20 protein-coding genes are annotated in these 21,419 nt (G+C 73.5%); 3 read left to right on the forward strand and 17 right to left on the reverse strand.

From position 1 onward, the window contains the following. Positions 1-119: 119 nt before the first annotated feature. The 13 genes from KME75_RS26290 to iolC all read right to left on the reverse strand — a co-directional run bounded on the left by KME75_RS26290 (position 120) and on the right by iolC (position 13,527). Positions 120-284, reverse strand: a complete 165-nt coding sequence (locus tag KME75_RS26290; RefSeq protein ID WP_219417562.1) for a type II toxin-antitoxin system CcdA family antitoxin — start codon at positions 282-284, stop codon at positions 120-122. Between the two features lie 270 nt (positions 285-554). Further along, a complete protein-coding gene (locus KME75_RS26295; RefSeq protein WP_219417563.1) occupies positions 555-1,430 on the reverse strand; it encodes a sugar phosphate isomerase/epimerase family protein in 876 nt (291 codons plus the stop codon). Between the two features lie 37 nt (positions 1,431-1,467). Then, entirely contained in the window at positions 1,468-2,517 is a 1,050-nt protein-coding gene (locus KME75_RS26300; protein WP_219417564.1) for a Gfo/Idh/MocA family protein, read from the reverse strand. Then, entirely contained in the window at positions 2,514-3,536 is a 1,023-nt protein-coding gene (locus tag KME75_RS26305; RefSeq protein ID WP_219417565.1) for a Gfo/Idh/MocA family oxidoreductase, read from the reverse strand. The genes KME75_RS26300 and KME75_RS26305 overlap by 4 nt, the downstream gene beginning before the upstream one ends. Positions 3,537-3,549: 13 nt before the next feature. Further along, positions 3,550-4,365 (reverse strand): ATP-binding cassette domain-containing protein, encoded by an 816-nt coding sequence (locus KME75_RS26310; RefSeq protein ID WP_219417566.1) that lies wholly within the window; start codon positions 4,363-4,365, stop codon positions 3,550-3,552. Continuing rightward, on the reverse strand, positions 4,365-5,423 hold the full coding sequence (locus tag KME75_RS26315) for an ABC transporter permease (protein WP_219417567.1): 1,059 nt from the start codon (positions 5,421-5,423) through the stop codon (positions 4,365-4,367). The genes KME75_RS26310 and KME75_RS26315 overlap by 1 nt, the downstream gene beginning before the upstream one ends. 6 nt (positions 5,424-5,429) lie before the next feature. Beyond that, complete coding sequence (locus KME75_RS26320; protein WP_219417568.1) at positions 5,430-6,428, reverse strand: substrate-binding domain-containing protein; 999 nt, start codon at positions 6,426-6,428, stop codon at positions 5,430-5,432. A 27-nt stretch (positions 6,429-6,455) separates the two neighbouring features. Next, positions 6,456-7,367, reverse strand: a complete 912-nt coding sequence (locus KME75_RS26325; protein ID WP_219417569.1) for a TIM barrel protein — start codon at positions 7,365-7,367, stop codon at positions 6,456-6,458. A 9-nt stretch (positions 7,368-7,376) separates the two neighbouring features. Next, on the reverse strand, positions 7,377-8,873 hold the full coding sequence (locus KME75_RS26330; RefSeq protein ID WP_219417570.1) for a CoA-acylating methylmalonate-semialdehyde dehydrogenase: 1,497 nt from the start codon (positions 8,871-8,873) through the stop codon (positions 7,377-7,379). Then, a complete protein-coding gene (gene iolD / locus KME75_RS26335; RefSeq protein ID WP_219417571.1) occupies positions 8,870-10,759 on the reverse strand; it encodes a 3D-(3,5/4)-trihydroxycyclohexane-1,2-dione acylhydrolase (decyclizing) in 1,890 nt (629 codons plus the stop codon). The genes KME75_RS26330 and iolD overlap by 4 nt, the downstream gene beginning before the upstream one ends. Next, positions 10,756-11,631, reverse strand: coding sequence for a 5-deoxy-glucuronate isomerase (gene iolB / locus KME75_RS26340; protein ID WP_219417572.1), 876 nt, complete (start codon positions 11,629-11,631; stop codon positions 10,756-10,758). Before iolB ends, iolD begins: the two co-directional genes overlap by 4 nt. Further along, positions 11,628-12,503, reverse strand: a complete 876-nt coding sequence (locus KME75_RS26345; RefSeq protein ID WP_308283089.1) for a Cgl0159 family (beta/alpha)8-fold protein — start codon at positions 12,501-12,503, stop codon at positions 11,628-11,630. Before KME75_RS26345 ends, iolB begins: the two co-directional genes overlap by 4 nt. Continuing rightward, complete coding sequence (iolC, locus tag KME75_RS26350; RefSeq protein ID WP_246632877.1) at positions 12,496-13,527, reverse strand: 5-dehydro-2-deoxygluconokinase; 1,032 nt, start codon at positions 13,525-13,527, stop codon at positions 12,496-12,498. Before iolC ends, KME75_RS26345 begins: the two co-directional genes overlap by 8 nt. A gap of 117 nt (positions 13,528-13,644) precedes the next feature. Here iolC and KME75_RS26355 point away from each other — a divergent pair, with 117 nt between their 5' ends. Further along, complete coding sequence (locus tag KME75_RS26355) at positions 13,645-14,400, forward strand: GntR family transcriptional regulator (protein WP_308283090.1); 756 nt, start codon at positions 13,645-13,647, stop codon at positions 14,398-14,400. A 47-nt stretch (positions 14,401-14,447) separates the two neighbouring features. Here the strand turns inward: KME75_RS26355 and KME75_RS26360 are convergent, their stop codons facing one another. From KME75_RS26360 to KME75_RS26375, 4 genes are all read right to left on the reverse strand, one after another. Next, entirely contained in the window at positions 14,448-14,654 is a 207-nt protein-coding gene (locus tag KME75_RS26360) for a DUF3073 domain-containing protein (protein WP_219417573.1), read from the reverse strand. A gap of 143 nt (positions 14,655-14,797) precedes the next feature. Beyond that, positions 14,798-16,009: an MFS transporter gene (locus tag KME75_RS26365; protein WP_308283091.1), complete on the reverse strand. Its 1,212-nt coding sequence runs from the start codon at positions 16,007-16,009 to the stop codon at positions 14,798-14,800. A gap of 255 nt (positions 16,010-16,264) precedes the next feature. Continuing rightward, positions 16,265-17,353: a CAF17-like 4Fe-4S cluster assembly/insertion protein YgfZ gene (gene ygfZ, locus KME75_RS26370; protein ID WP_308283092.1), complete on the reverse strand. Its 1,089-nt coding sequence runs from the start codon at positions 17,351-17,353 to the stop codon at positions 16,265-16,267. Then, positions 17,350-17,733, reverse strand: coding sequence for a Fur family transcriptional regulator (locus KME75_RS26375; protein ID WP_219417581.1), 384 nt, complete (start codon positions 17,731-17,733; stop codon positions 17,350-17,352). Before KME75_RS26375 ends, ygfZ begins: the two co-directional genes overlap by 4 nt. Before the next feature lie 265 nt (positions 17,734-17,998). On the opposite strand from KME75_RS26375, the gene KME75_RS26380 reads away from it, so the two are divergent. Beyond that, positions 17,999-19,480 carry a hypothetical protein gene (locus KME75_RS26380; RefSeq protein ID WP_219417575.1) on the forward strand — a complete coding sequence of 494 codons (1,482 nt, stop codon included), beginning with the start codon at positions 17,999-18,001 and terminating at the stop codon, positions 19,478-19,480. Positions 19,481-19,525: 45 nt separating this feature from the next. Beyond that, complete coding sequence (locus KME75_RS26385; RefSeq protein WP_219417576.1) at positions 19,526-21,298, forward strand: hypothetical protein; 1,773 nt, start codon at positions 19,526-19,528, stop codon at positions 21,296-21,298. Positions 21,299-21,419 lie beyond the last annotated feature (121 nt).

A 21,419-nucleotide genomic window follows, 5' to 3' on the forward strand; every position in this document is an offset into this window, starting at 1 on the left:
GCCACCGCGCGGTCGCCACCCGCTACGACAAGCGCGACTACATGTTCCGCGGAACCATCGACGTCGCCTCGATCAGGATCTGGCTCCGCGACCCCGTCCCATGATCCAAGGGACACGCTCTAGTGGTCGCGCTCGGGCTCGGCGTCGTGACGAGGACGGCGGATCTCTCGCAGCTGCTCGGCCATCGCGACCTCGACGGCGGCGCGCACGGCAGCGGGCGAGACGTTCGGGTCGACCGATCGAGCCGCGGCGAGCGATCGGGACGCGACGGAGAGGTTGATCATTGTCAGCGCTCCCGGGGCGGATCGGACGGGGCCGTGAGGCCTCGTCGGTGGATGGCTACTCCCAGCTTGTCGGCTGGGAAGACGGCAGTGTGTCACCCGTAAACGAGGCCTTCATCACCCGCCCGGCGGTTCCGGAGCAGCTGCTCACACAGGGGAACGGGCCCGACACCGGAGGTGCGCGAGGACCGGACATAGGGGCTCTTCCGGTCACCCCGGCCGCCGGTTCGGGACGCGTTCGCGTCGCCGTGACCGGACGGCCGGGCGTGCGCCTCAGCCGGCGGAACCGAGCAGCGACCGGAGGTGCTCGACGCTCGTGTGCACGTCGGCCACCGGGCCGTCCCCGCGCGGTTCCTCGGTGAGGATCGTGTCCTGCTCCAGGACGTACCAGCCGTTGTAGCCCTGCCCGCGCAGGTGCTCGACGATCGCCGCGAAGTCCACGTCGCCCTGGCCGACCGGGCGGTAGATGCCCTCCCGCACGGCGTCGGTGTAGGTCCGCCGGCCCGACTGCACCTGCTTCGCCAGCGCCACGTCGACGTCCTTGATGTGGGTGTGGGCGATCCGGTGCGGGGCCTGCCGGGTGAGCTCGGCCGGGTCGGTGCCGCCGATCAGGAGGTGCCCGGTGTCCAGGCAGAGCGCGATTGACGAGCCGTCGAGCACGCGCTGCACCTCCTCGCCGTTCTCGATCATCGTCCCGACGTGCGGGTGCAGCACGGCGCGCACGTCCTGCTCCGCGGCGAGTGCGCTCAGCCGGTCGAGGTGGGTCAGCAGCGTGCGCCAGCCCTGCTCGTCCAGCTCGGGGCGCCGGTCGTAGCCGTCGAGGCCGGTCACGGCCGACAGCACGAGCGTGTCCGACCCCGTGGCGGCGTACCCCTGCAGGACCTTCTCGACGTCCGGCACGGGGTCGTGGCCGGGCACGTGCAGCAGCAGCGGCGTGAACCCGCCGATGGCCTGCAGGTGGTGCCGGGACAGCACGTCGGCCATTGCCGCGGGCTCGGCGGGGAGGAACCCGTCCGGTCCCAGCTCGGTGGCCGCCAGCCCGACCTCGCGCATCTCCGCGAGCACCCTGGCGGGCGGCAGCTGGTAACCCCAGCCGGGCACCTCGCACACACCCCACGAGATGGGGGCGCCGGCGATCCGGTCGATCATGATCGCGCCTCCGCGGGATTACGGACGTCGGCGGTGGTCATACGCGTACCTCGTCCTTCTCGGTCGTCTCATAGCGCACGCCGGTCTCCGTGCGCTGCGGGGTCAGCGCGACCGGGCGCCCGGTCCGCCACGACCGGTCGGCGGCCTGCGCCAGGTCGAACGCGGCGAGCGCGTCCACCCCGGACACCCGGGGCGGCGCGCCGTCGCGGACGCAGCGCGCGAACGCGTCCAGCTCCTCGGCGTAGGCCCACGGGTAGCGCTCCTCGAAGTCGCGCGGCAGCTCGTGCGACGCCAGGCCCGGGGTGCGCCACTCGTACCCGTGGCGCCGCGGCGCGTCGATGCGCGCGATCGCGGCCGAGCCCATGACCTCGCTGGAGCACTCGTAGCCGTAGCGGGCCGACCGGCTGTTGTCGATCACGCCGAGCGCCCCGTTCTCGAAGCGGAGCACGACCACGGCGGTGTCGATGTCGCCGATGGCGGCGAACGCCGGGTCCGACGCCGTGCCGTGCGCGGTGACCTCCACGACCTCGCCCACCAGCCAGCGGGCGACGTCGAGGTCGTGCACCGTGACGTCGACGAAGAACCCTCCGGACCCGGCGAGGAACTCCGGCGGCGGCGGTGTCATGTCGCGCAGGGAGGTGCGGAACAGCGTCACCTCGCCCAGCTCGCCCGCGTGGATCCGCGCGGCGGCCGCCACCCAGTCCGGGTCGAACCGCCGGTGGAACCCGACCTGGAACACCACCCCCGCGCGCTGCACCGCCTCGATCGTCTCCACCGTGGTCGGGCGGTCGAGCGAGATCGGCTTCTCGCAGAACACGTGCCTGCCGGCCTCCGCGGCGGCCGCGGTCAGCTCCGCGTGCGTGCCGGTGGGCGTCGCGATCGCCACCGCGTCCGCCCGCTCCAGCAGCTCCGCATAGGACGCCGCCCACGGCACTTCCAGCTCCTCGGCCAGCGCGCGGGCCACGTCGGCGTTCGCGTCGTAGACGGCGGCGAGCCGGGCGGCCCCGCAGCGCGACGTCAGGTTCGTCGCGTGGATCCGACCCATCCGGCCCAGCCCGGCGAGCCCGATCCCCAGGGTCCGGGTCACGCGCCCGCCTCCGGCTTGTAGAGGTCGGGGCGCTCGCGCAGCACGATCGGCTCCCGCTGCCCGCTGCGCAGGGCCGCCAACCCGGTCTCGCACCCGACGGTGGTCGCGTAGCCGTCCCACGCGCTCGGGCCGGTGGTGCCCCCGGCCGTCACCGCGTCGATCCACGCCTGGAACTCGGTGTCGAACGCGCCGACGAACCGCTCCCGCCAGTTCGCGGGCACGCGCCCCGCGTACCGGCCCGCGCTCTTGACGACCGCGCCCGCGCTCTCCGACAGCTCGACCGTGCCGTCCTCGCACACGACCTCGCCGCGGATGTCGTAGCCGAAGCCGGCGTTCACCATCGCCTCGACGTCGACGAGCACGCCGCCCGCCATCTGCAGGACCACGAGCAGCGGGTCGTGGAACCCCGCCTTCGCCTTGCGGCTCACCCGCCCCTTCAGCACGGTGACCGCGGCGAGCTCGTCGTCGAACATCCAGCGGGCCACGTCGATGTCGTGGACCGTGCTGTCGTTGATGGTCATGTCGCTGGTGAAGAAGTCCGGCACCGACGGGTTGCGGTGCGCGGCGTGCATGAGCAGCGGCGCACCGATCTCCCCGCTGGTGACGATCTCCTTCATCGCCCGGTACTGCGGGTCGTAGCGGCGCATGAACCCGACCATCACCAGCCGCCTGCCCGCGGCCACCTCGGCGTCGACGATGCGGTCGCACGCCTCCCGGGTGGTGGCCAGCGGCTTCTCGCAGAACACCTGCTTGCCGGCCGCGATGCACGCGAGCACGTACGCCTCGTGGGTCGGCCCCCACGAGGTGACGACGACCGCGTCCACGGCGGGATCCGCGATCAGGTCCTCGCCGCTGCCGTGCACGGTGACGCCCGGCAGGTCGTCGGCCACGGCGCGGGCCCGGTCGAGGTCGACGTCGGTGACCGCGGCGACGCGGGCTCCCGACAGGACGTGCGTGAGCCGCCGGATGTGGTCCTGGCCGATCATGCCCACGCCGATGACGCCGACGTTCAGAGACACAGGGTGGTCCTTCCTATCGCTTCAGCTCGTGGGAGAGCTCGGCCAGTTCCTGCCCGCCCGCCATCTCCGTGGTGAGCTCCTCGAGGGTCACCTCGGAGCGCTTCTTGTCGAGCACCCGCCGGCCGAGCTTGAGGATCACGAAGTGGTCGCCGACCAGGAAGGCGTGGTGCGGGTTGTGGGTGATGAACACGACGCCGAGGCCGGCGTCGCGCGCGGCGGCGGTGTACTTGAGCACCACCCCGGACTGCTTGACGCCCAGCGCGGCCGTGGGCTCGTCCAGGATCAGCACGCGCGCGCCGAAGTAGACCGCCCGCGCGATCGCGACGCACTGGCGCTGCCCGCCGGACAGCGTGCCGATCGGCTGGTTGATGTCCTTGACGTGGATGCCCATCTTCGCCAGCTCGGCGTCGGCGATCTCCCGCATGGCCTTGATGTCCAGCGGGGCCAGTGGGTAGTTGCCCTTGCGGATCTCGGAGCCGAGGAAGAAGTTGCGCCACACCTCCATCAGCGACACGACGGCGAGGTCCTGGTACACCGTTGCGATCCCGCGGTCGAGTGCCGCGCGCGGTGAGCCGAAGCGCACCGGCTCGCCGTCGACCTTGAGCGTGCCCTCGCTGTGTGGGTGCAGCCCTGAAATGATCTTGATGAGGGTGGACTTGCCCGCGCCGTTGTCGCCCAGCACGCATGCCACCTCACCGGCGTTGACGCGCAGGTCCACGTTCTCGAGCGCCTGGATCGCGCCGAACGACTTGCCGACGCCCTCCAGCTCGACGAGCGTCGTGCCGACGGCGACGGCACCCGCCGCGTGTTCCGCGATCGTGTCGGTCATCAGGTCCTCCGCCGGCTCGAGTAGTTGCGGACGTGCAGGTTGACCAGCACCGCGAGGAGCAACATCGCGCCGAGGAACGCGAAGAACCAGTTCGGGTCGAAGCCCGCGTAGACGATGCCCTGGGTGGTCATGCCGAAGATGAAGGCGCCGATCGCCGAGCCCACCGCCGAGCCGTAGCCGCCGGTGAGCAGCGCGCCGCCGACGACCGCGGCGATGATGTAGAGGAACTCGTTGCCCACACCGAGGCCGGACTGCACCGTGGAGAAGTTGAACAGCAGGTGCTGCCCGAGGAACCACGCCAGGAACGCGACGCCCATGTACAGCCCGATCTTCACCTTGCGGACCGGGACACCGACCGCCCGCGCGCTGGCCGCGTTGCCCCCGGAAGCGAAGATCCAGTTCCCGCTGCGCGTGCGGAGCAGGACCCAGGTGGCGACGGCCACGAAGAGCGCCCACCACAGCACTGTGATCTTGACGGTGATGAACCCGAGGTTGATGTCCGAGGCGAAGATGGCCCGGGCCGAGGCGAACCCGTCGAGGTCGGAGACGTTGTCGGTGGCCACCGTCCCGGTGATCGCGCGCGTCGCGCCCAAGTTGATGCCCTGTAGCACGAAGAACGTGCTCAGGGTGATCAGGAAGCTGTGGATGCCGGTGCGCACCACCAGGTAGCCGTTGACGAAGCCGATGCTCAATGCGGTCGCGAGGCTGACGGCGACGCCGACCCAGCTGTTCAGACTGAACTCGTAGGTGATGATCGACGACACCAGCGCCGCCGTGGTCACCGCGACGCCGGACGACAGGTCGAACTCGCCGCCGATCATGAGCAGGGCGACGCCGAGCGCGACGATGCCGATGATCGAGCTGGCGTACAGGACCGTCGAGAGGGCCGCCAGCGACCGGAACGGCGGCGCGATCGCGAAGAAGAAGATGAAGATCGCGATCGCGGCCGCGAACGCCCCGATCTCGGGCCGCGCGAGCACGCGCGACACCAGTGATCGCTTGGGGCGGGCCGGGGCTGCTGGGGTCGGCGGCGGCTGGGTCTCCACTGTTGAACTCATGAGTTCCTACCGGGTGTTGTTCTGCGCGTAGGGCAGGATCTGCTCGATGTTCGAGGCGTCCACGAAGGACGGGCCGGTGAGCACCGGTTGGCCGCCGCCGATGTCGTTGCCGTTGGTGAGGTTCATCCACAGCGACTGGACGGCCATGAAGCCCTGCACGTACGGCTGCTGGTCGACCGAGAACGCGATCTCGCCGTCCGCGATGAGCTGGGCAACCTCGGAGTTGAGGTCGAACGTGACGACCGAGGCCTCGCTGCCCGCGTCCGTCTTCGCCTGCAGGGCGGCGACCGCGTACGGCGCGCCGAGCGTCACGATGTGGGTGACGGCAGGGTCCTGCTGGAGCTTCGCCGCGATCGTCGCCTGCACCGACGGCAGGTCCGTGCCGTCGACGTTGAGGTTCTCGGTGTTCGGCAGGCCCTCGGCCACGCCGGCGCAGCGCGTCTCCAGGGCGACGTGGCCCTGCTCCTGCACCACGCAGATGGCCTTGCCCCCGCCCTCGGCCGCGATCCGCTCACCGAGGGTGCGCCCGGCGAGCTGCTCGTCGGACCCGAAGTACATCTCGGCGCCGAACTGCTCGTACTGCTCGATGCCGGAGTTGAAGGCGACCACCGGTATCCCGGCCTGGGCGGCGGCCTGGACGGCCGGGCCGACCGCGGCCGGGTAGGCCAGCGTCACCGCGATCCCGTCGACCTGGGTGTCGATGGCGTTCTGGACCAGCGTCGCCTGCTGCGGGGCCGCGTTGTTGTTCGCGTACCGCAGCTCGACGTTGAGCGCCTGGGCGGCGTCCTCGGCGCCGGCGCGGATCTTGTCCCAGAACGTGTCGCCCGGCTGTTCGTGGGTGATCATGGCGATCGCCAGGCGCTCGGTGTCGACCGAGCCGCCGCCCACTCCACCGCCCGCGGCCTCTTCCTCCTGCGCGCCGCCCTGGCTGCTGCACGCCGCGAGCGTGATGCCGAGTGCGGCGGCCACGGCCACCCCGCGCAGGATCTTTCGGGTGCTCCTCATCGAGCCCTCTCTTCTCTAGGTGGGGGTTCAGGCCCGGCGGGTGACGGGCCCGAGCCCGCATCCGCCCAGGTAGCCCGCGGTGCGGGTGGCGATCGGGAGCGGGACGTCCCGCTCGCACGGGTAGAGGTCCTGCTCGACGATCGCGAACAGGTCGACGTCGAGGTCGCGCAGCGCGTCGAGCAGCGGGGGCATCTCCGGGACGCCGTTCGGCGGCTCGATCATCGCGCCGCGCCGGACGGCCTCGGCGAAGTGCAGGCCCTCGGCGTCCACCTGCGCGATGACCGCCGGGTCGACCTGCTTGAGGTGCACGTAGCCGATCCGCTCCGGGAACGCCCGGATGATCGCGATGTTGTCCCCGCCGCAGTAGGAGATGTGCCCGGTGTCCAGGCACAGCTGCACGTGCTCGGGGTCGGTGTCGTGCAGGAACCGCTCCACGCGCTCCTGCGTGTCGACGTGGCTGTCGGCGTGCGGGTGGAACACCAGCTCGACGTCGAACTCGTCGTGCAGAGTCTTCGCGAGCGTCGACATGCCGCCCGTCAGGTCGGTCCACTGCTCGCGCGTCAGGTCGACCGGCTGCGTGATCGTCCCGTCGAGGTCGGTGTAGCCCTCCGGCAGCAGCACCAGGTGCTTCGCCCCGAGCGCGGTGAGCAGCCGGGCCTCCTGCCGGCACTCCTCCACGGCCCGGTCGAGGGCGTCGGCGCCGCGATGCAGCCCGGCGAACACCGCACCCCCGGACAGCTGCAGCCCGCGGCTGCCCAGCTCGTCGCGCAGCCGTTCCGGGTCGGTGGGGAGGTAGCCGTAGGGGCCGAGCTCGATCCACGCGTAGCCCGCGGCAGCCGTCTCGTCGAGGAACTGCTGCCAAGGAACCTGCTTCGGGTCATCGGGGAACCAGACGCCCCACGAGTCCGGGGCGGTACCGAGGCGGATGCGATCACTCATGGACAGGCCTCACTGGGAGGTGGGGAAGTGGTAGCTGGCGTCGCTCGCGTGCTCCACGTGCGGCCAGCGGGCGGTGACGACCTTGGCACGGGTGTAGAACGAGACGCCCTCGGGTCCGTGGATGTGCTTGTCGCCGAACAGCGAGTCCTTCCAGCCGCCGAAGGAGTAGTAGGCCATCGGCACCGGGATCGGGACGTTGATGCCGATCATCCCGACGTTCACCCCGCGCTGGAACCGGCGCGCCGCCTCGCCGGAGGAGGTGAAGATGGCCGTCCCGTTGCCGTAGGGGTTGCTGTTGATCAGGGCGATGGCGTCGTCGACCGTGTCGGTGCGGACCACCGAGAGCACCGGGCCGAAGATCTCCTCGCGGTAGACGTCCATGTCGGTGCGCACCCCGTCGATCACGGTGGGGCCGACGAAGAACCCGTCCTCGTAGCCGGGGACCGACAGGCCTCGGCCGTCCACGGCGAGGGTGGCGCCCTGCTGCTCGCCCGAGCCGATCAGGCCGACGATCCGCTCGCGCGCGGCGGCGGTGACGACCGGGCCCATCTCGCTGTCGGGGTCGCGGCCGGGCCCGACCTTGACCGCGCGGGCCTTCTCGCTCACCGCGGCGACGAGCTCGTCGGCGGCGCCGCCCACCGCCACCGCTGCGGAGATCGCCATGCACCGCTCGCCCGCCGAACCGAACGCGGCGGCGACCAGGTGGTCGGCGGCGTGGTCGAGGGGGGCGTCGGGCAGCACGATCGCGTGGTTCTTCGCGCCGCCGAGGGCCTGCACGCGCTTGCCGTTGGCGGTGCCGCGCTCGTGGATGTAGCGCGCGATCGGCGTCGAGCCGACGAACGACACCGCCGCCACGTCCGCGTGGTCGAGCAGTGCGTCGACGGCCTCCTTGTCGCCGTGCACGACGTTGAAGACGCCGTCGGGCAGCCCCGCCTCGGCCCACAGCTCCGCGATCAGCTGCGCCGCGCTCGGGTCGCGCTCACTGGGCTTCAGCACGAACGTGTTGCCGCACGCGATGGCCACCGGGAACATCCACATCGGGACCATCACGGGGAAGTTGAACGGCGTGATGCCGGCGCACACCCCGAGCGGCTCGCGGAACGAGTAGACGTCGACGCCGGTCGACACCTGGTCGGAGAAGTCGCCCTTGAGCAGCGTGGGGATGCCGCAGGCGAACTCGACGACCTCGAGGCCGCGCTGCACCTCACCGCGGGCGTCGGAGACGACCTTGCCGTGCTCGTCGGAGACGATCTCGGCGAGCTCCTGGGTGCGGGCGTTCACCAGCTCGCGGAAGTTGAAGAGGATCTTCGTGCGCTGCGACAGCGACGACTGCGACCAGGTCTCGAAGGCCGCGGCGGCCGCTCGGACGGCGGTGTCGACGTCCGTGGTGCTCGCCAGCGCCACCTCGGCCTGCTGCTCGCCGGTGGCGGGGTTCCAGACGGGCGCCGTGCGGGTGGACGAGCCGGGGGCGGACTTGCCGCCGATCCAGTGCGTGATGGTCCTCAACGTTCGTTCCTTCCGATGAGCGGGCCCAGGAGGGGGCGCTGCGCGGCCTTGCTCGCCTCGTAGGACTTGCGGGCCTGCCGGGTGCTCTCCAGCTGGGCGACCTCCGACACGGGCACGTCCCACCAGCTCTCCGACGAGGGGACGGGCGCGAGCGGGTCGGTCTCGATGTGGATCGCGGTGGTCCGTTCCGAGGCGCGGGAGCGCGCGATCGCGTCCCGGAACTCCCCGATGGTGCGCACCCGGATGACGTCGGCGCCGAGGCTCTCGGCGTTGGCGGCGAGGTCGACCGGGAGGCGCCCGCCGTCGAGGAGACCCGTGTCGGGGTTGCGGTAGCGGTAGGCCGTGCCGAAGCGCTGGGAGCCCAGCGACTCCGACAGCGAGCCGATCGAGGCGAACCCGTGGTTCTGCACGATGACGAGGTTGAGCTTGATCCCCTCGGACACCGCGGTGACGAGCTCCTGGGCCATCATCAGGTACGAGCCGTCGCCGACCAGGGCGAACACCTCGCGGTCGGGGGCCGCCATCTTGATCCCCAGCGCGCCGGCGATCTCGTAGCCCATGCAGGAGTACGCGTACTCCACGTGGTACTGCTTCGCGTCCCGCGCCCGCCACAGCATCTGCAGGTCACCCGGCATGGAGCCGGCCGCCTGCACCACGACGTCGGTAGCGTGCATCTCCTCGTTGAGGGCGCCGAGCACCTCGGTCTGGGCCGGGAGCGGTCCGTGGCCGAGATGGACGGCCTCGTCGACGACCCGGTTCCACTCCTCGCGGTGCGCGGCGTACCCCGTGTCGGCCACGCTGTGGCCCTCCAGCGCCGCGGTGAGCGCCTCCAGGCCCACGCGGGCGTCGGCCACGAGCATCTCGCCCGCGTGCTTGGCCGCGTCGAACGCCGCGACGTTGAGGTTGACGAACCGCACGTCCGGGGCCTGGAAGGCGGTGCGGGACGCGGTGGTGAAGTCGCTGTAGCGGGTGCCGACGCCGATCACGACATCGGCGTCACGGGCGAGTGCGTTCGCGACCGGGGAGCCGGTGGACCCGACCCCGCCGACGGCCTGCGGGTGGTCCCACAGCAGCGCGCCCTTTCCCGCCTGGGTGTCGGCGACGGGGATGCCGGTGGCCTCGGCGAAGTGGCGCAGCGCCTCGGTGGCCTCGCTGTAGTGCACGCCGCCGCCCGCCACGAGCAGCGGGCGCTGCGCCGACCGGATGATCTCCACAGCCCGGGCCAGCGCAGCGGGCTCGGGCACCGGCCGCCCGATGTGCCACACCCGCTTCGCGAACAGCTCGTCGGGCCAGTCGTGCGCCTCGGCCTGCACGTCCTGCGGCAGCGCGATCGTGACGGCGCCGGTCTCGGCCGGGTCGGTGAGCACCCGCATCGCGCCCAGCAGCGCCGACGGGAGCTGCTCCGGGCGCCAGATCCGGTCGAAGAACCGGGACAGCGGGCGGAACGGATCGTTCACCGACACGTCGTAGGTGCGCGGGTCCTCGAGCTCCTGCAGCACGGGGCTCGCCACCCGGGTGGCGAACACGTCGCTCGGCAGCAGCAGCACCGGGATCCGGTTGGTGGTGGCCAGCGCGGCGCCGGTGAGCATGTTCGTCGAGCCGGGGCCGATCGACGCCGTACACGCCATCGCCTGCAGCCGGTTGCGCATCCGCGCGTAGCCGACGGCGGCGTGCACCATGCCCTGCTCGTTGCGGGCCAGGTGGTAGGGGAGGTCGATCCCCGTGGAATGGGCCTCGAGCAGCGCCTGGGCGACCCCCGCCACGTTGCCGTGGCCGAAGATGCCGAAGCAGCCGGGGAAGAACCGCTGCTCCACGCCGTCACGCTCGCTGTACTGGTTCGCGAGGAACCGCACGAGCGCCTGGGCGACGGTCAGCCGGAGGGTCATACCTTCTCCTCGGTCGTGGTGAGCGGGAGCCGACGGTCGATCTCCTGGTCGTCCCAGGTGCCGCGGACCCAGGCGTGGGCCGGGTCGTCGCAGATCAGCCAGGCCCGCTCGGTGCCCGGCCCGGCCATGACGTTGAGGTAGTAGAGGTCGTAGCCGGGCGTGGCCATCGACGGCCCGTGCCAGCCGTGCGGGATGAGCACGGTGTCACCGCTGCGCACCTCGGCGCAGACGTCGATCTCCCGGCCCGGGCCCGAGGTGTAGACCCGCTGGAACGCCGGGCCGTCGCGATCCACCTCGAAGTAGTAGATCTCCTCCAGCCGCGCCTCGCCCTCGCGCTCCTCGTCGTGCTTGTGCGGGGGATAGGACGACCAGTTGGCGGCCGGGGTGAGCACCTCGACGGCGATGAGCTTGTCGGCGTCGAAGGTCTGCGGGTTGCAGAAGTTGTTCACCTGCCGGCTGGCCTGGCCCGCGCCGCGCAGCTCCACCGACACGCCCTCGGCGGGGCCGTAGCGCGCGGGGAGCCTGCGGGTCGCGCGGGCGGCGGGCAGGGCGAAGCGACCGCCGCCCGCGGACGTCACGGTGACCTCGGCGTCGCGGGGGACGTAGGCGAAGTCGGTGACGCGGGAGAACACCGACCGGCGGCCGGTCACCTCGAAGGTCTCGCCGTCGCACTCCACGGAGCAGGACCCGGACAGCGGCAGTACCACCATCTCGTCCTCGCCGGTGGCGAACGAGGCGCTGCCCCCGGCGGGCAGCTCCAGCACCCGCAGGCTGCTGTACCCCCACCCCGCCGACTCCGGCGTGACGACCAGGGAGAACGTGCCGTCGGCCGACTCGCCGCGGCGCACGATGTGCTTCTCGCCCGCGCTCACAGCAGCCCCACCGCCGCGTCGACTGCCGCCGCCACGTCGTCGTTCGCCGGGTAGAGCAGGGACCGGCCGATCACCAGGCCCTGCACGGTCGGCAGGGCAAGTGCCTTGCTCCAGCTCGCGAACGCCGCGTCCTGGTCGTGGGTCACCTCCCCGCCGAGGATCAGTGCGGGCAGGGTGGTGGCGGCCATGGCGCGCTCCATGTCGTCGACGATCGGGACCTTCAGCCAGGTGTAGGCCGACGTGGGCCCGAGCCCGGCGGCCACGGACGCCGCCCGGACCATGGCCTCGGTCGTCAGCTCGTTGCGGACGCGCCCGTCGACCCGGTGCGAGATGAACGGCTCGACCATCGCCATCAGGCGGTGCTGGGCGAGGTCGCCGACCGCGCGGGCGCAGCTCTCCAGGGTGGCGACGGTGGCGCCGTCCTCCGGGTCGATGCGGGCCAGCATCTTGCCGCCCTCGAACCCCGCAGCCGCGATGCTGGCGGCGTCGTAGGCGGTGAACCGGTCGTCCATCTCGAACGCGGTGCCGGCCAGCCCGCCCCGGTTCATCGAGCCGACCACGACCTTGTCGTCGAGCGCACCCAGCAGGAGCAGGTCCTCGAGGACGTCGGGCGTGCCGAGCACGCCGTTGACGCCGGGGCGCGACAGCGCGAGGCACAGCCGGTCCAGTAGGTCGCCGCGGTCGGCCATCGCCAGCGGCCGGTCACCCGCCCGCAGCGCCCCGCGGGCCGGGTGGTCCGCCGCGATCATCATCAGCTTGCCGTGGTGGCCGAGCAGCGACTCCGGCCTGCGCCTGCGGGTCGCGGCCTCCGCGACCGCCTCCGGCCGACGCACCCGCACGTCGACGATCTCCTTCAGCCGGGTCTCACGCACGGACGGCCTCCTCGAGAACGGCCTCCACCTCGGCGCTCGTCGGCATCGCGTCCGCACAGGCCAGGCGGCCCGCCACGATCGCGCCGGCGGCGTTGCAGAACCGCATGGTGCGCTCCAGATCCCAGCCGGACAACAGGCCGTGGCACAGCGCGCCGCCGAACGCGTCGCCCGCCCCGAGGCCGTTCACGACGTCGACCGGGACCGGAGGCACCTCGACGCTCGTGGTCCCGTCGGAGGCGAGCACACCTGCCGGGCCCTGCTTGACGACGGCCAGGTCCACGCCGAGGCCGTGCAGTGCGTCGGCGGCCGCGTACGGCTCGCGCACGCCGACGGCGGTGTCGCACTCGTCGAGGTTGCCGACGGCGACCGTGACGTGGCGCAGCGCCTCCCGGACGACGGCGCGGGCCTCCTCGCGGGAGGCCCAGAACATCGGGCGGTAGTCGAGGTCGAGGACGGTGACGCCGTGCTTACCCACCCCGCCGGCTCCGCCGGCTGCCGTCCCCCGGTGCTGACCGCGGGCCTCCAACGCGCGCAGCGTCGCCTCGCGGCTGGGCTCCCGGCACAGGCCGGTGACGGTCACCCAGAAGACGTCGGCGGCGCGCACGGCGTCGAGGTCGAGCTCGTCGGCGCGGATCTCCAGGTCAGGGGCCTTGGGGAAGCGGTAGAAGTAGAGCGGGAAGTCGTCGGGCGGGAAGATCTCGCAGAACGTCACGGGCGTCGGCAGGCCGGGCACCGGGGTGACGAACCGGTCGTCCACGCCGAATCCGCGCAGCGCGTCGTGCAGATACTCGCCGAAGGGGTCCTGGCCGGTGCGCGTGATCACCGCACTGCGCCTGCCGTGCCGGGCCGCGGCGACGGCGACGTTGGTGGGGCTGCCCCCCATGTACTTGCCGAAGGTCTGCACCTCGCGCAGCGACACGCCCACCTGGAGCGGGTACACGTCCACGCTGATGCGGCCCATCGTGAGCACCTCGTGCGCCGCCGCCTCCGGCGGGCCCTGTGCCATGTGATCCCCCGGCGTCATCGCAGTCCTCTCGTCCGGTGCTGCGCTCCGGGCGTGACCCCGGGCACCTCGAAAGATGTACTCTGGGCGCCCTTAGCTGTCAACACTTTGTCAGGACATAACGCCGAAGGAGCAACAGTGGAGCGTGCGGAGCCGTGGGGTCCGGTCCCGGAGGTGCCGCTGGACCGCAGCAGTCCCGTGCCGCTGTACTACCAGGTCGCGAGCAGGCTGCAGCACCTGATCGAGAACGGTGAGATGCCCGTCGGCGGCAGGCTGGAGAACGAGGTCGAGCTCGCCGAGCGGCTCGGCGTCTCCCGCCCGACGATGCGGCGGGCGATCCAGTACCTCGTGGAGCGCGGCATGCTCGTACGCAAGCGCGGGGTGGGCACGCAGATCGTGCACCCGAAGGTCCGCAGGCCGGTGGAGCTGTCGAGCCTCTACGACGACCTGGCGAAGTCGGGGCAGCAGCCGAGCACGGAGATCCGGACGCTCGAGGTGCGCCCGGCCCCCGATCACGTGGCCGAGGCGCTCGGCGTGCCCGAGGGCGCCGAGGTGACATGGCTCGAGCGGCTGCGTTACGCCGGTCGCGAACCCCTGGCGATCATGCACAACGCCGTGCCCGTGGAGGTGCTCCGGCTCAAGCGGGAGGACCTGGACGGACGCGGGCTCTACGAGCTGCTGCGCGCCGCCGGGTATGTGCCGCGGATGGCCAACCAGGTGGTGGGCGCCAGGGCGGCCACGGCGGCCGAGGCTCGCCTGCTCGGGGACGCGCGGGGTGCGCCGATGCTCACGATGACCCGTACGGCGTGGGATGCCGGCGGTCGGGCCGTCGAGTACGGCTCACACATCTACCGCGCGAGCAGGTACTCGTTCGAGCTGACGCTGTCCAGCTGACGTTCCCGGAGGCCGCGCCCGGTCAGGTCCGGGCGCGGCCGGGTGCGTCAGCGGTACCGGCGGTACGGGGGCTCGTCGTCGTCGCCCGTGTCAGGGGCGTACGGATCGGCGTAGTCGTCCTCCACCTCACCGTTGTGGGGTGCCGTGCCGCCCCCGATCTCGCGCTGCAGCGCGTCGAGATCCATGGTGGGGGAGCTGTACTTGAGCTGACGGGCCACCTTCGTCTGCTTGGCCTTGGCTCGTCCGCGCCCCATGGCTGGTCCCCCTTACAACAGGGAAGGGGCGGCCGGATGTCTCGGCGGCCCCATTCATCTCATCAATCTCCTGGTGTCCACCGTACCTTGCTGACCGCACCATGTGCGACGTGGCACCGGTTGTGTGACGGGTTCCGCGTGGTTCACGTCCTCCGGCCGGGGTTCGAGGCGCTTGTGCGGCGGCCCGGTTCGACGAGCCGGTGCAGTGCTCCCACGGCCCCGAGCGCGGCGACCGCTCCCAGCCCGAGCATCGCGGGCCAGCCCGCGACCTGCGCGAGCAGCCCGCCGAGCGTCGGGGTGGCGGCCGCGGCGACGTAGTTCGCGGTGTTGGACACGGCCATCGCGGTGGCGGCCCGGCCCGGCGGGGCGAGCTCGCCCGCTGCGGTGAAGACCAGCCCGTTCCAGCTGATCGCGAGCGCCGCCGCGGGGACGAGGACGGCGGCGAGCAGCGGCCCCGGTCCCGGCTGGAGCACCGCCGACACGGCGAAGCCCGCGGCCACGGCGACCGCGACGACGCGCAGCGGACCGAGCCTGTTCGCGACCCGGTCGGACCACACCCCGTTCGCGAGCCTGCCGAGCGCGCCGAGCACCTGGGTGAGGGCCAGCAGCCCGGCGGCGACCCCGAGCGGCAGTCCGGAGCCGTCGTGCAGGACCTCGACGAGGAACACCGACCCGAGGAACTGCGGCACCACCAGCAGGAGCCCGGCGAGGCTCAGGCGCAGGAGACGACGGTCGGCGAGGACGGTGCGGGCGCTCGTGGCGGGCCCGCCGGGCGTCCGGGGCCGGCCGGGCGGCTCGCGCACCCAGATCGTCACTGCGAGCGCGGTGACGAGGCAGGTGCAGGCGAGGGTGGCGAACACGGCGGGGACCCCGCCCGCGCCCGCGATCGACGGCAGGGCGACGGCCGCGAGCGCGGCCCCGACCGGCACCGACGTCTGCCGCACCGCCATCGCCATGCCGCGGTTCGCCGCCGGGAACCAGGTGAGCACGGCCCGCCCGCTGGCCGCGTTCACGCTCGCTCCGGACGCCCCGGCGAGCGCGAGGAGCCCGCCCGCGACGACCGGGTCGGCGACGAACGCGGCAGCACCCAGCGCCCCGGCCGCCCCGACCAGCCCGACCGCCATCACGCCTCGCTCACCGAACCGGTCGGCGGCACTGCCCCACGCGATGAGAGTGACGACGAGGCCGACCGAGGTGACGCCGACGAGCGCGCCCACCCCCGCCAGGCCGAGCCCGAAATGGTCCCGTAGGGCCGGGGTGACGGCGGCGAGCCCGAGGAAGTAGGTGGCGGTGGCGGCCTGGGCGAGGGTGCCAACGGCCAGGACGACCCACCGGTACCGCCCGCACCCGCTCACGCCCCGACCGTACAACGCGATCCCACAAAACGGGACCACTGTCCCACCTACTGGGCATCTGTGACCGTGCCCCGCGTTTCGGCCGTGCCCCCCGTCGACGGGGCGCATGCGCGCAAACGGGGCGCATGCGCGCAAACGGGGCGCGCCGGCCGGGCCGACCGCCGGTGCCCCCCGTTTCAGCCGGTGCTCCCCGTCGATGGGGGGCATGGGCGCAGACGGGGTGCATGCGCGGAGACGGGGTGCGTGAGCGGCGCGTCAGCCGCGCAGGCCGCCGCGCATCTGGGCGGCGCGGCCGGGCGGCGGCGTCCCCTCCTCCGGCGGCACCGATGCGGGGTCGATCGCGGCGGGCGCCGCGCGGTCCTCCGCCCCCGCCACGAGCTCCGCGTCGACCGGGACGGACCGCTTGAGCAGCGCCAGTGCCACCGGACCGAGCTCGTGGTGCAGGGCGACGGTGCCGACCCGGCCGACCGCGCGGCCGTCGCGCAGCACCGGGTCGCCGGGGACGGGCATGCGCTCGTCGCCGGAGTCGAGGTGGAGCAGCACGAGCCGGCGCGGGGGGCGGCCGAGGTTCGCCACCCTGGCGACCGTCTCCTGCCCGCGGTAGCAGCCCTTGGTCAGGTGCACGGCCGAGCCGATCCAGCCGACCTCGTGGGGGATCGTGCGGTCGTCGGTGTCGATGTGCAGCCGCGGGCGCAGCGCCTCCACCCGCAGCGCCTCGAACGCCATCGTGCCCGCCGCGCGTGCGCCCGCGGCCGTCAGGCGGTCCCACCACGCCGTGCGGGCGTCCCGCGGGACGAGCAGGTCCACCGCGTCCGCCCCCGGCCACGCCATGCGGCGGGCGAGTGCCCCGTCGGGCAGGGCGACCACGCCGTGCGGCCGATCGGGAACGGCCACCCCGGCGGCGGCGAGCACGTCGGGGGTGTCCGGGCCCACGACGCTCAGCACGGCGAGCTCGTCGGTGGCGTCCCGGGGCTCGACCTTGGACCAGAACACCATCTTCTGCAGATAGTCGAGCAGCTCGGGGACGTCGCCCGGCTCGGTGTCCAGGTAGACCGTCTCCCGGGCGTGCGCGACGACCATGTGGTGCAGCACGCGGCCGTTGAGGTCGAGCACCAGCGCCTCGGTGCCGGTGTCGGCCGGGAGCTCACTGACGTGCTGGGTGAGCAGGAGGTGCAGCCAGCTGAGGCGGTCCTCGCCGGGCACCGCGATGACGCCGCGGTTTCCGCGGTCGACCACGGCGGCGGAGCGGGTCATGGCCCGCTGCTCGGCCAGCGGATCGCCACGATGGGCGGGTACGGCAGGGTCGGCGTCGAGCCCGGGCAGTGCGCCCTCGGCTGCCGTCACGGTGTCTCCTCGGGTGCTTCCTGGCAGGCCCGGCACATCCCGGACAGTGCGACGTGCGAGGGGTCGAGCTCGAAGCCGGACTCGGCGCGCAGCCGCGCGGCGAGGTCGTCCATCAGGTCGGTGGGCGCCTCGCCCACGGCACCGCACGAGTGGCACACCAGGTGGACGTGCTGGTGTTCCTGCTCCGAATAGGTGGGTGCGCCGTGTCCGAGGTGCGTGTGCCGGACGAGCCCGATCCGTTCCATCAGGTCGAGCGTGCGGTAGACGGTGGTGATGTTGACCGCGGGCGCGGCCCGCTGCACCTGCGCACAGATCTGCTCGGGCGTGGCGTGGCCGAGCTCGCGGACGGCGTCGAGCACCAGCTGCCGCTGCGGCGTCATCCGCAGGCCGCGCTGGTGCAACGTGCGCCGCAGCGCCGACGATCCGGCCGCGGGATCGAGCGTCGGTCGGGTCTCCACCACGTCGATGGTAGGCCGTTCGGAGTTACCCGTGCGGAGGCTGGTCACGGCGCCCTTGCGCACCGGCGGACGGCGCAACGTGCGTCTCTCGGTATGCTCCGTCAGGGTGAACGAGCGGGTTTGACCACGTCGATCTACCTACCCTCGGCGAAGTGGAGGGTGCTGACGAGCTCGGGGAGGGCCAACGATGACGGCTGACGCGGGAGGGTTCGGCGCCCCACGTTTCGATGTCGTCCTCCGCGGTTACGACCGCAGGCAGGTTGACGAGCACGTCGCCCACCTGCAGCGGGTCCTCGCCAGGATGCGGGCCGACCTGGAGGTGGCGCGCAGCCAGCCGCTCCCGGTCCAGTCGCCGGCATCCGGTGTGCCCGCGCCGGGTCGTCCGCGCCCGACGCCCCGTCCGCGTCCCGGTCTGCCCCAGCCTCCCGGCGGCGAGTCGCCGGACATGATCGGCAGCTTCACCGACCGCATGCAGAGCATCCTGCAGGCCGCCGAGGAGGAGGCCGCCGAGATCCGCAACAAGGCCCGGGCCGCCGCCCGCGCCGAGGAGGAGAAGGCACGCGCGCAGCTCGCCGACCTCGTGCGGCAGCGCGACTCCCTGCTGGCGGAGCTCACCCGCATGCGCGGCCAGCTCGAGGGCATGCTCGCCGCGCCGACCGCCCGGATCACGCTTCCCGCACGGGAGGGCGCCGCTCCGCGCGACGCGGCCGCGGGCTCGTCTCCGACCGGCGCAGCCGGCCAGGGCAGCAGCCCGGCGGCGCAGAAGCCGGCCGCCGGTCAGCCGGGCGGCCCGCCGTCCCCGGGGAAGCCTGCGGCACAGAGCGCCGCGTCCAGCGGCTCGGACCGCCCGTCCGCGAGCCCCCGGCCCACGCCCGGCACGCCGTCCGGATCCGGGGGTGCGGGCTCCGAGCGACCGCAGCAGGGGCAGGGCGCATCTCGCCAGCAGCAGCCCGCACCGGGCCGAGCGCCGGGCACCGCGAAGCCGGGCGGCGCGTCCACCGACGCGGCGGCGGGCAGGCCCGCACAGGGCGGCGCATCGCCGCGCCCCCCGCAGCCGTCGCCCGCGTCCCCGAAGCCGGCGCCGTCGCCCAAGCCTGCTGGCCAGCAGGGCGGCTCCGGCAGCGAGCCGCGCAGCGGCACCGCCGCGGGGCAGCGCCCGTCGCCGTCGCCCAAGCCGTCCCCGGGCGGCAACGCGGCGCCCCGGCGTCCCGGCGACAGCGCCGCGAGCCAGAACGAGCAGTCGGCATCGATGCGCCCGCGCAGCGAGCCCGAGCCGGAGCCGGGCGATCTGTTCCGGCCGGCGGCCGGGCAGGGCCCACGCAACGACCCCGAGACCACCGCCGTGCCGCACGCCGGCCCCGGCGTCTCCCGCGGCGATCGCACTGCCCTCGTGCCCACCGTTCCGCCGGCCCAACAGCCCTCCGACGCCGAGGCAAAGCCTGCCCGGAAGGGTGATGACGAGAGCACGGTCAAGGTGGGTGCGGTGCGGCCGTCGGGGCCCTCCGAGCCGGGTACACGCAACGCGGGCCCCAGCGGCTCCGGGCGGAAGGATCAGACGGACACCCCCTCCGACCAGGGCGAGGAGCCGCGTCGCGGCTCGTCCGGCAACGGTGGAACGAACGGCGGTGACCGTGTCAACAGGTCGACGTCGGCATCACGCTCCGGATGATTCTGGTCGCGCATCGTGAGTTGAATCGGCGTACGGTGCGCTGCCATGCAACTGCCCCTCACAGCGGACACCCTGGTTCCGGTAGGCGCGGGCATCGTCGCGGTGGTCGCGTTGGTCCTCGTGATCCTGATCCTGCGGCGCAGCAAACCCTCCGGTCAGACCCCGGAACCCAGCGCTGCCGACTGGACGGGCGAGAGCGCCACGCGCGGCGCCGAGAGCACCCCGCAGCCGGCCGCGGCCGCCTTCGTCGCGCCGGACCAGCGCGCCGCGGCCGCACCGACCGCCGACGCGGTCACCGGCCGGGCGAACGAGCAGGCGACCGCACCCCCTGAGCAGGACGCGAGGGCGGCCACGGCCCCGGCCGGGCACCAGGCCGCCGCGGAGCACGGGGCGGGCCAGCAGGACGCAGGCCGGGCCGCGCCGGCCGCCGAGCCGGTGGCCGCACCGCACGGTGCGTCCGTGCACGCCGGGGAGCCGACGGCGCCCGTCGCGGCACCGGCGGAAGCCGTGGCGCAGGCCGCGGGGCCCGCACAGGCAGCGGCGCCCCCATCCACGGCGGCGCCCGCCCAGGCAGCGGCGGCCCCATCCACGGCGGCGCCCGCCCAGGCAGCGGCGGCCACTCCGGCACCGGTGTCCGAGCAGGCCGGGGCGTCCGACCCGGCAGCGCAGACCGTGCCGGACCTCGCCCTGACGGGACGCACGCCGGCAACGTCCGAGGCCGGGAACCACCAGGCCCCGGCCCCGCCCACGGGCGAGGGGCAGCGGCCGCCGTCGGATCGGGCGGGTTCGGGCCGGACCGTCGCCGCCGCCGTCGCCCAGGCGTTCGCCGTGCGCGCCGCCGCGGCCCGCGGTGCTGGCCCCGAGCAGACACACGCGAAGGTGCCGGCGCCGGTGGCCGACGTCGCCGAGCGCGCTGCGCACGCGCCTGCCGGAGGGTCGGCCGAGGCGTCGCACGCCGGTGTGCCGGCGGGCACTGGCGCCGCCCCGGAGACCGCGCCCCGTGAGGGGCAGCAGGCAGCGCCGCCGGAGCCGGCGCCTCCCGCGCCCATGCCTGTACCCACCGCCGAGGCCACTGCGTCCCCGCACGGCGCCGGCCCGGCCGAGGCCTTGCACACCGGCGTCCCGTCGAGCGACGGCTCGGGGCCGGACGCCACGACCCGGTACCCGGAGCAGACGCCGGCACCGGAGGTGGCGCCGCCTGCGGAGGCCGCCGCGCCCACCGGCCCGCCGACGGCCCCGCCGCCGGTGGACCGGATGCCCTGGGCGGTCGTGCCGGCCACCACGCCGAGGACCTCGGACCAGCGGGTGGACGAGCCGGCCCGGACGAGCGACTCCGCGGAGCACTCGACGCCCACCGAGACCGTGCAGCAGGCGCCCGCTGCCGATCCCGCCCCGCCGACCGGCGCGCAGGCGGGCTCCGGCGCCGACGGGTCGGCGCACGCCGCGGCCGTGCCGTTCGCGGCGGCCACGCCGGCACCGCAGGTCGACGGGGGGCACAGCAACGGGGGACCCCCGGCGGCCGCGCAGCCGCAGCAGGCCGCCTTCCGCACCGGCGGGGACGCCCGCGACCGGCTGCTCGCGGTGCTCCTCGACGACCCGGACGCGGCCGTCGGCGCCACCCTCGAACTCGAGGCGTGCCGCGGGAGACTGGAACGGCTCGCCGACGAGATGCGGCACGAGCGCGAGGCGCTCGGGGACGTCCTGCGCCGGTTGGCCGGGTCCGGGTTGCGGCCCGAGCAGCTCTCGCGACTCGCCGGGCTGCCGCTCGACGAGGTGAACGCGATGCTGGCGCCCGCCGCCGGAGCGCCGGTGGCCTAGAGCGTGTCCCGTGGATCATGCGGGTCGGCTGCGGTAGATCTCTTCTGTGCTTGATCGCCACGACTTGACCGACGCGGAGTGGGCACGGCTGGAGCCGTTGCTGCCCGACCGGACACCGCGA

This window comes from Pseudonocardia nigra, assembly GCF_019396355.1.
Taxonomy (GTDB): domain Bacteria; phylum Actinomycetota; class Actinomycetes; order Mycobacteriales; family Pseudonocardiaceae; genus Pseudonocardia; species Pseudonocardia nigra.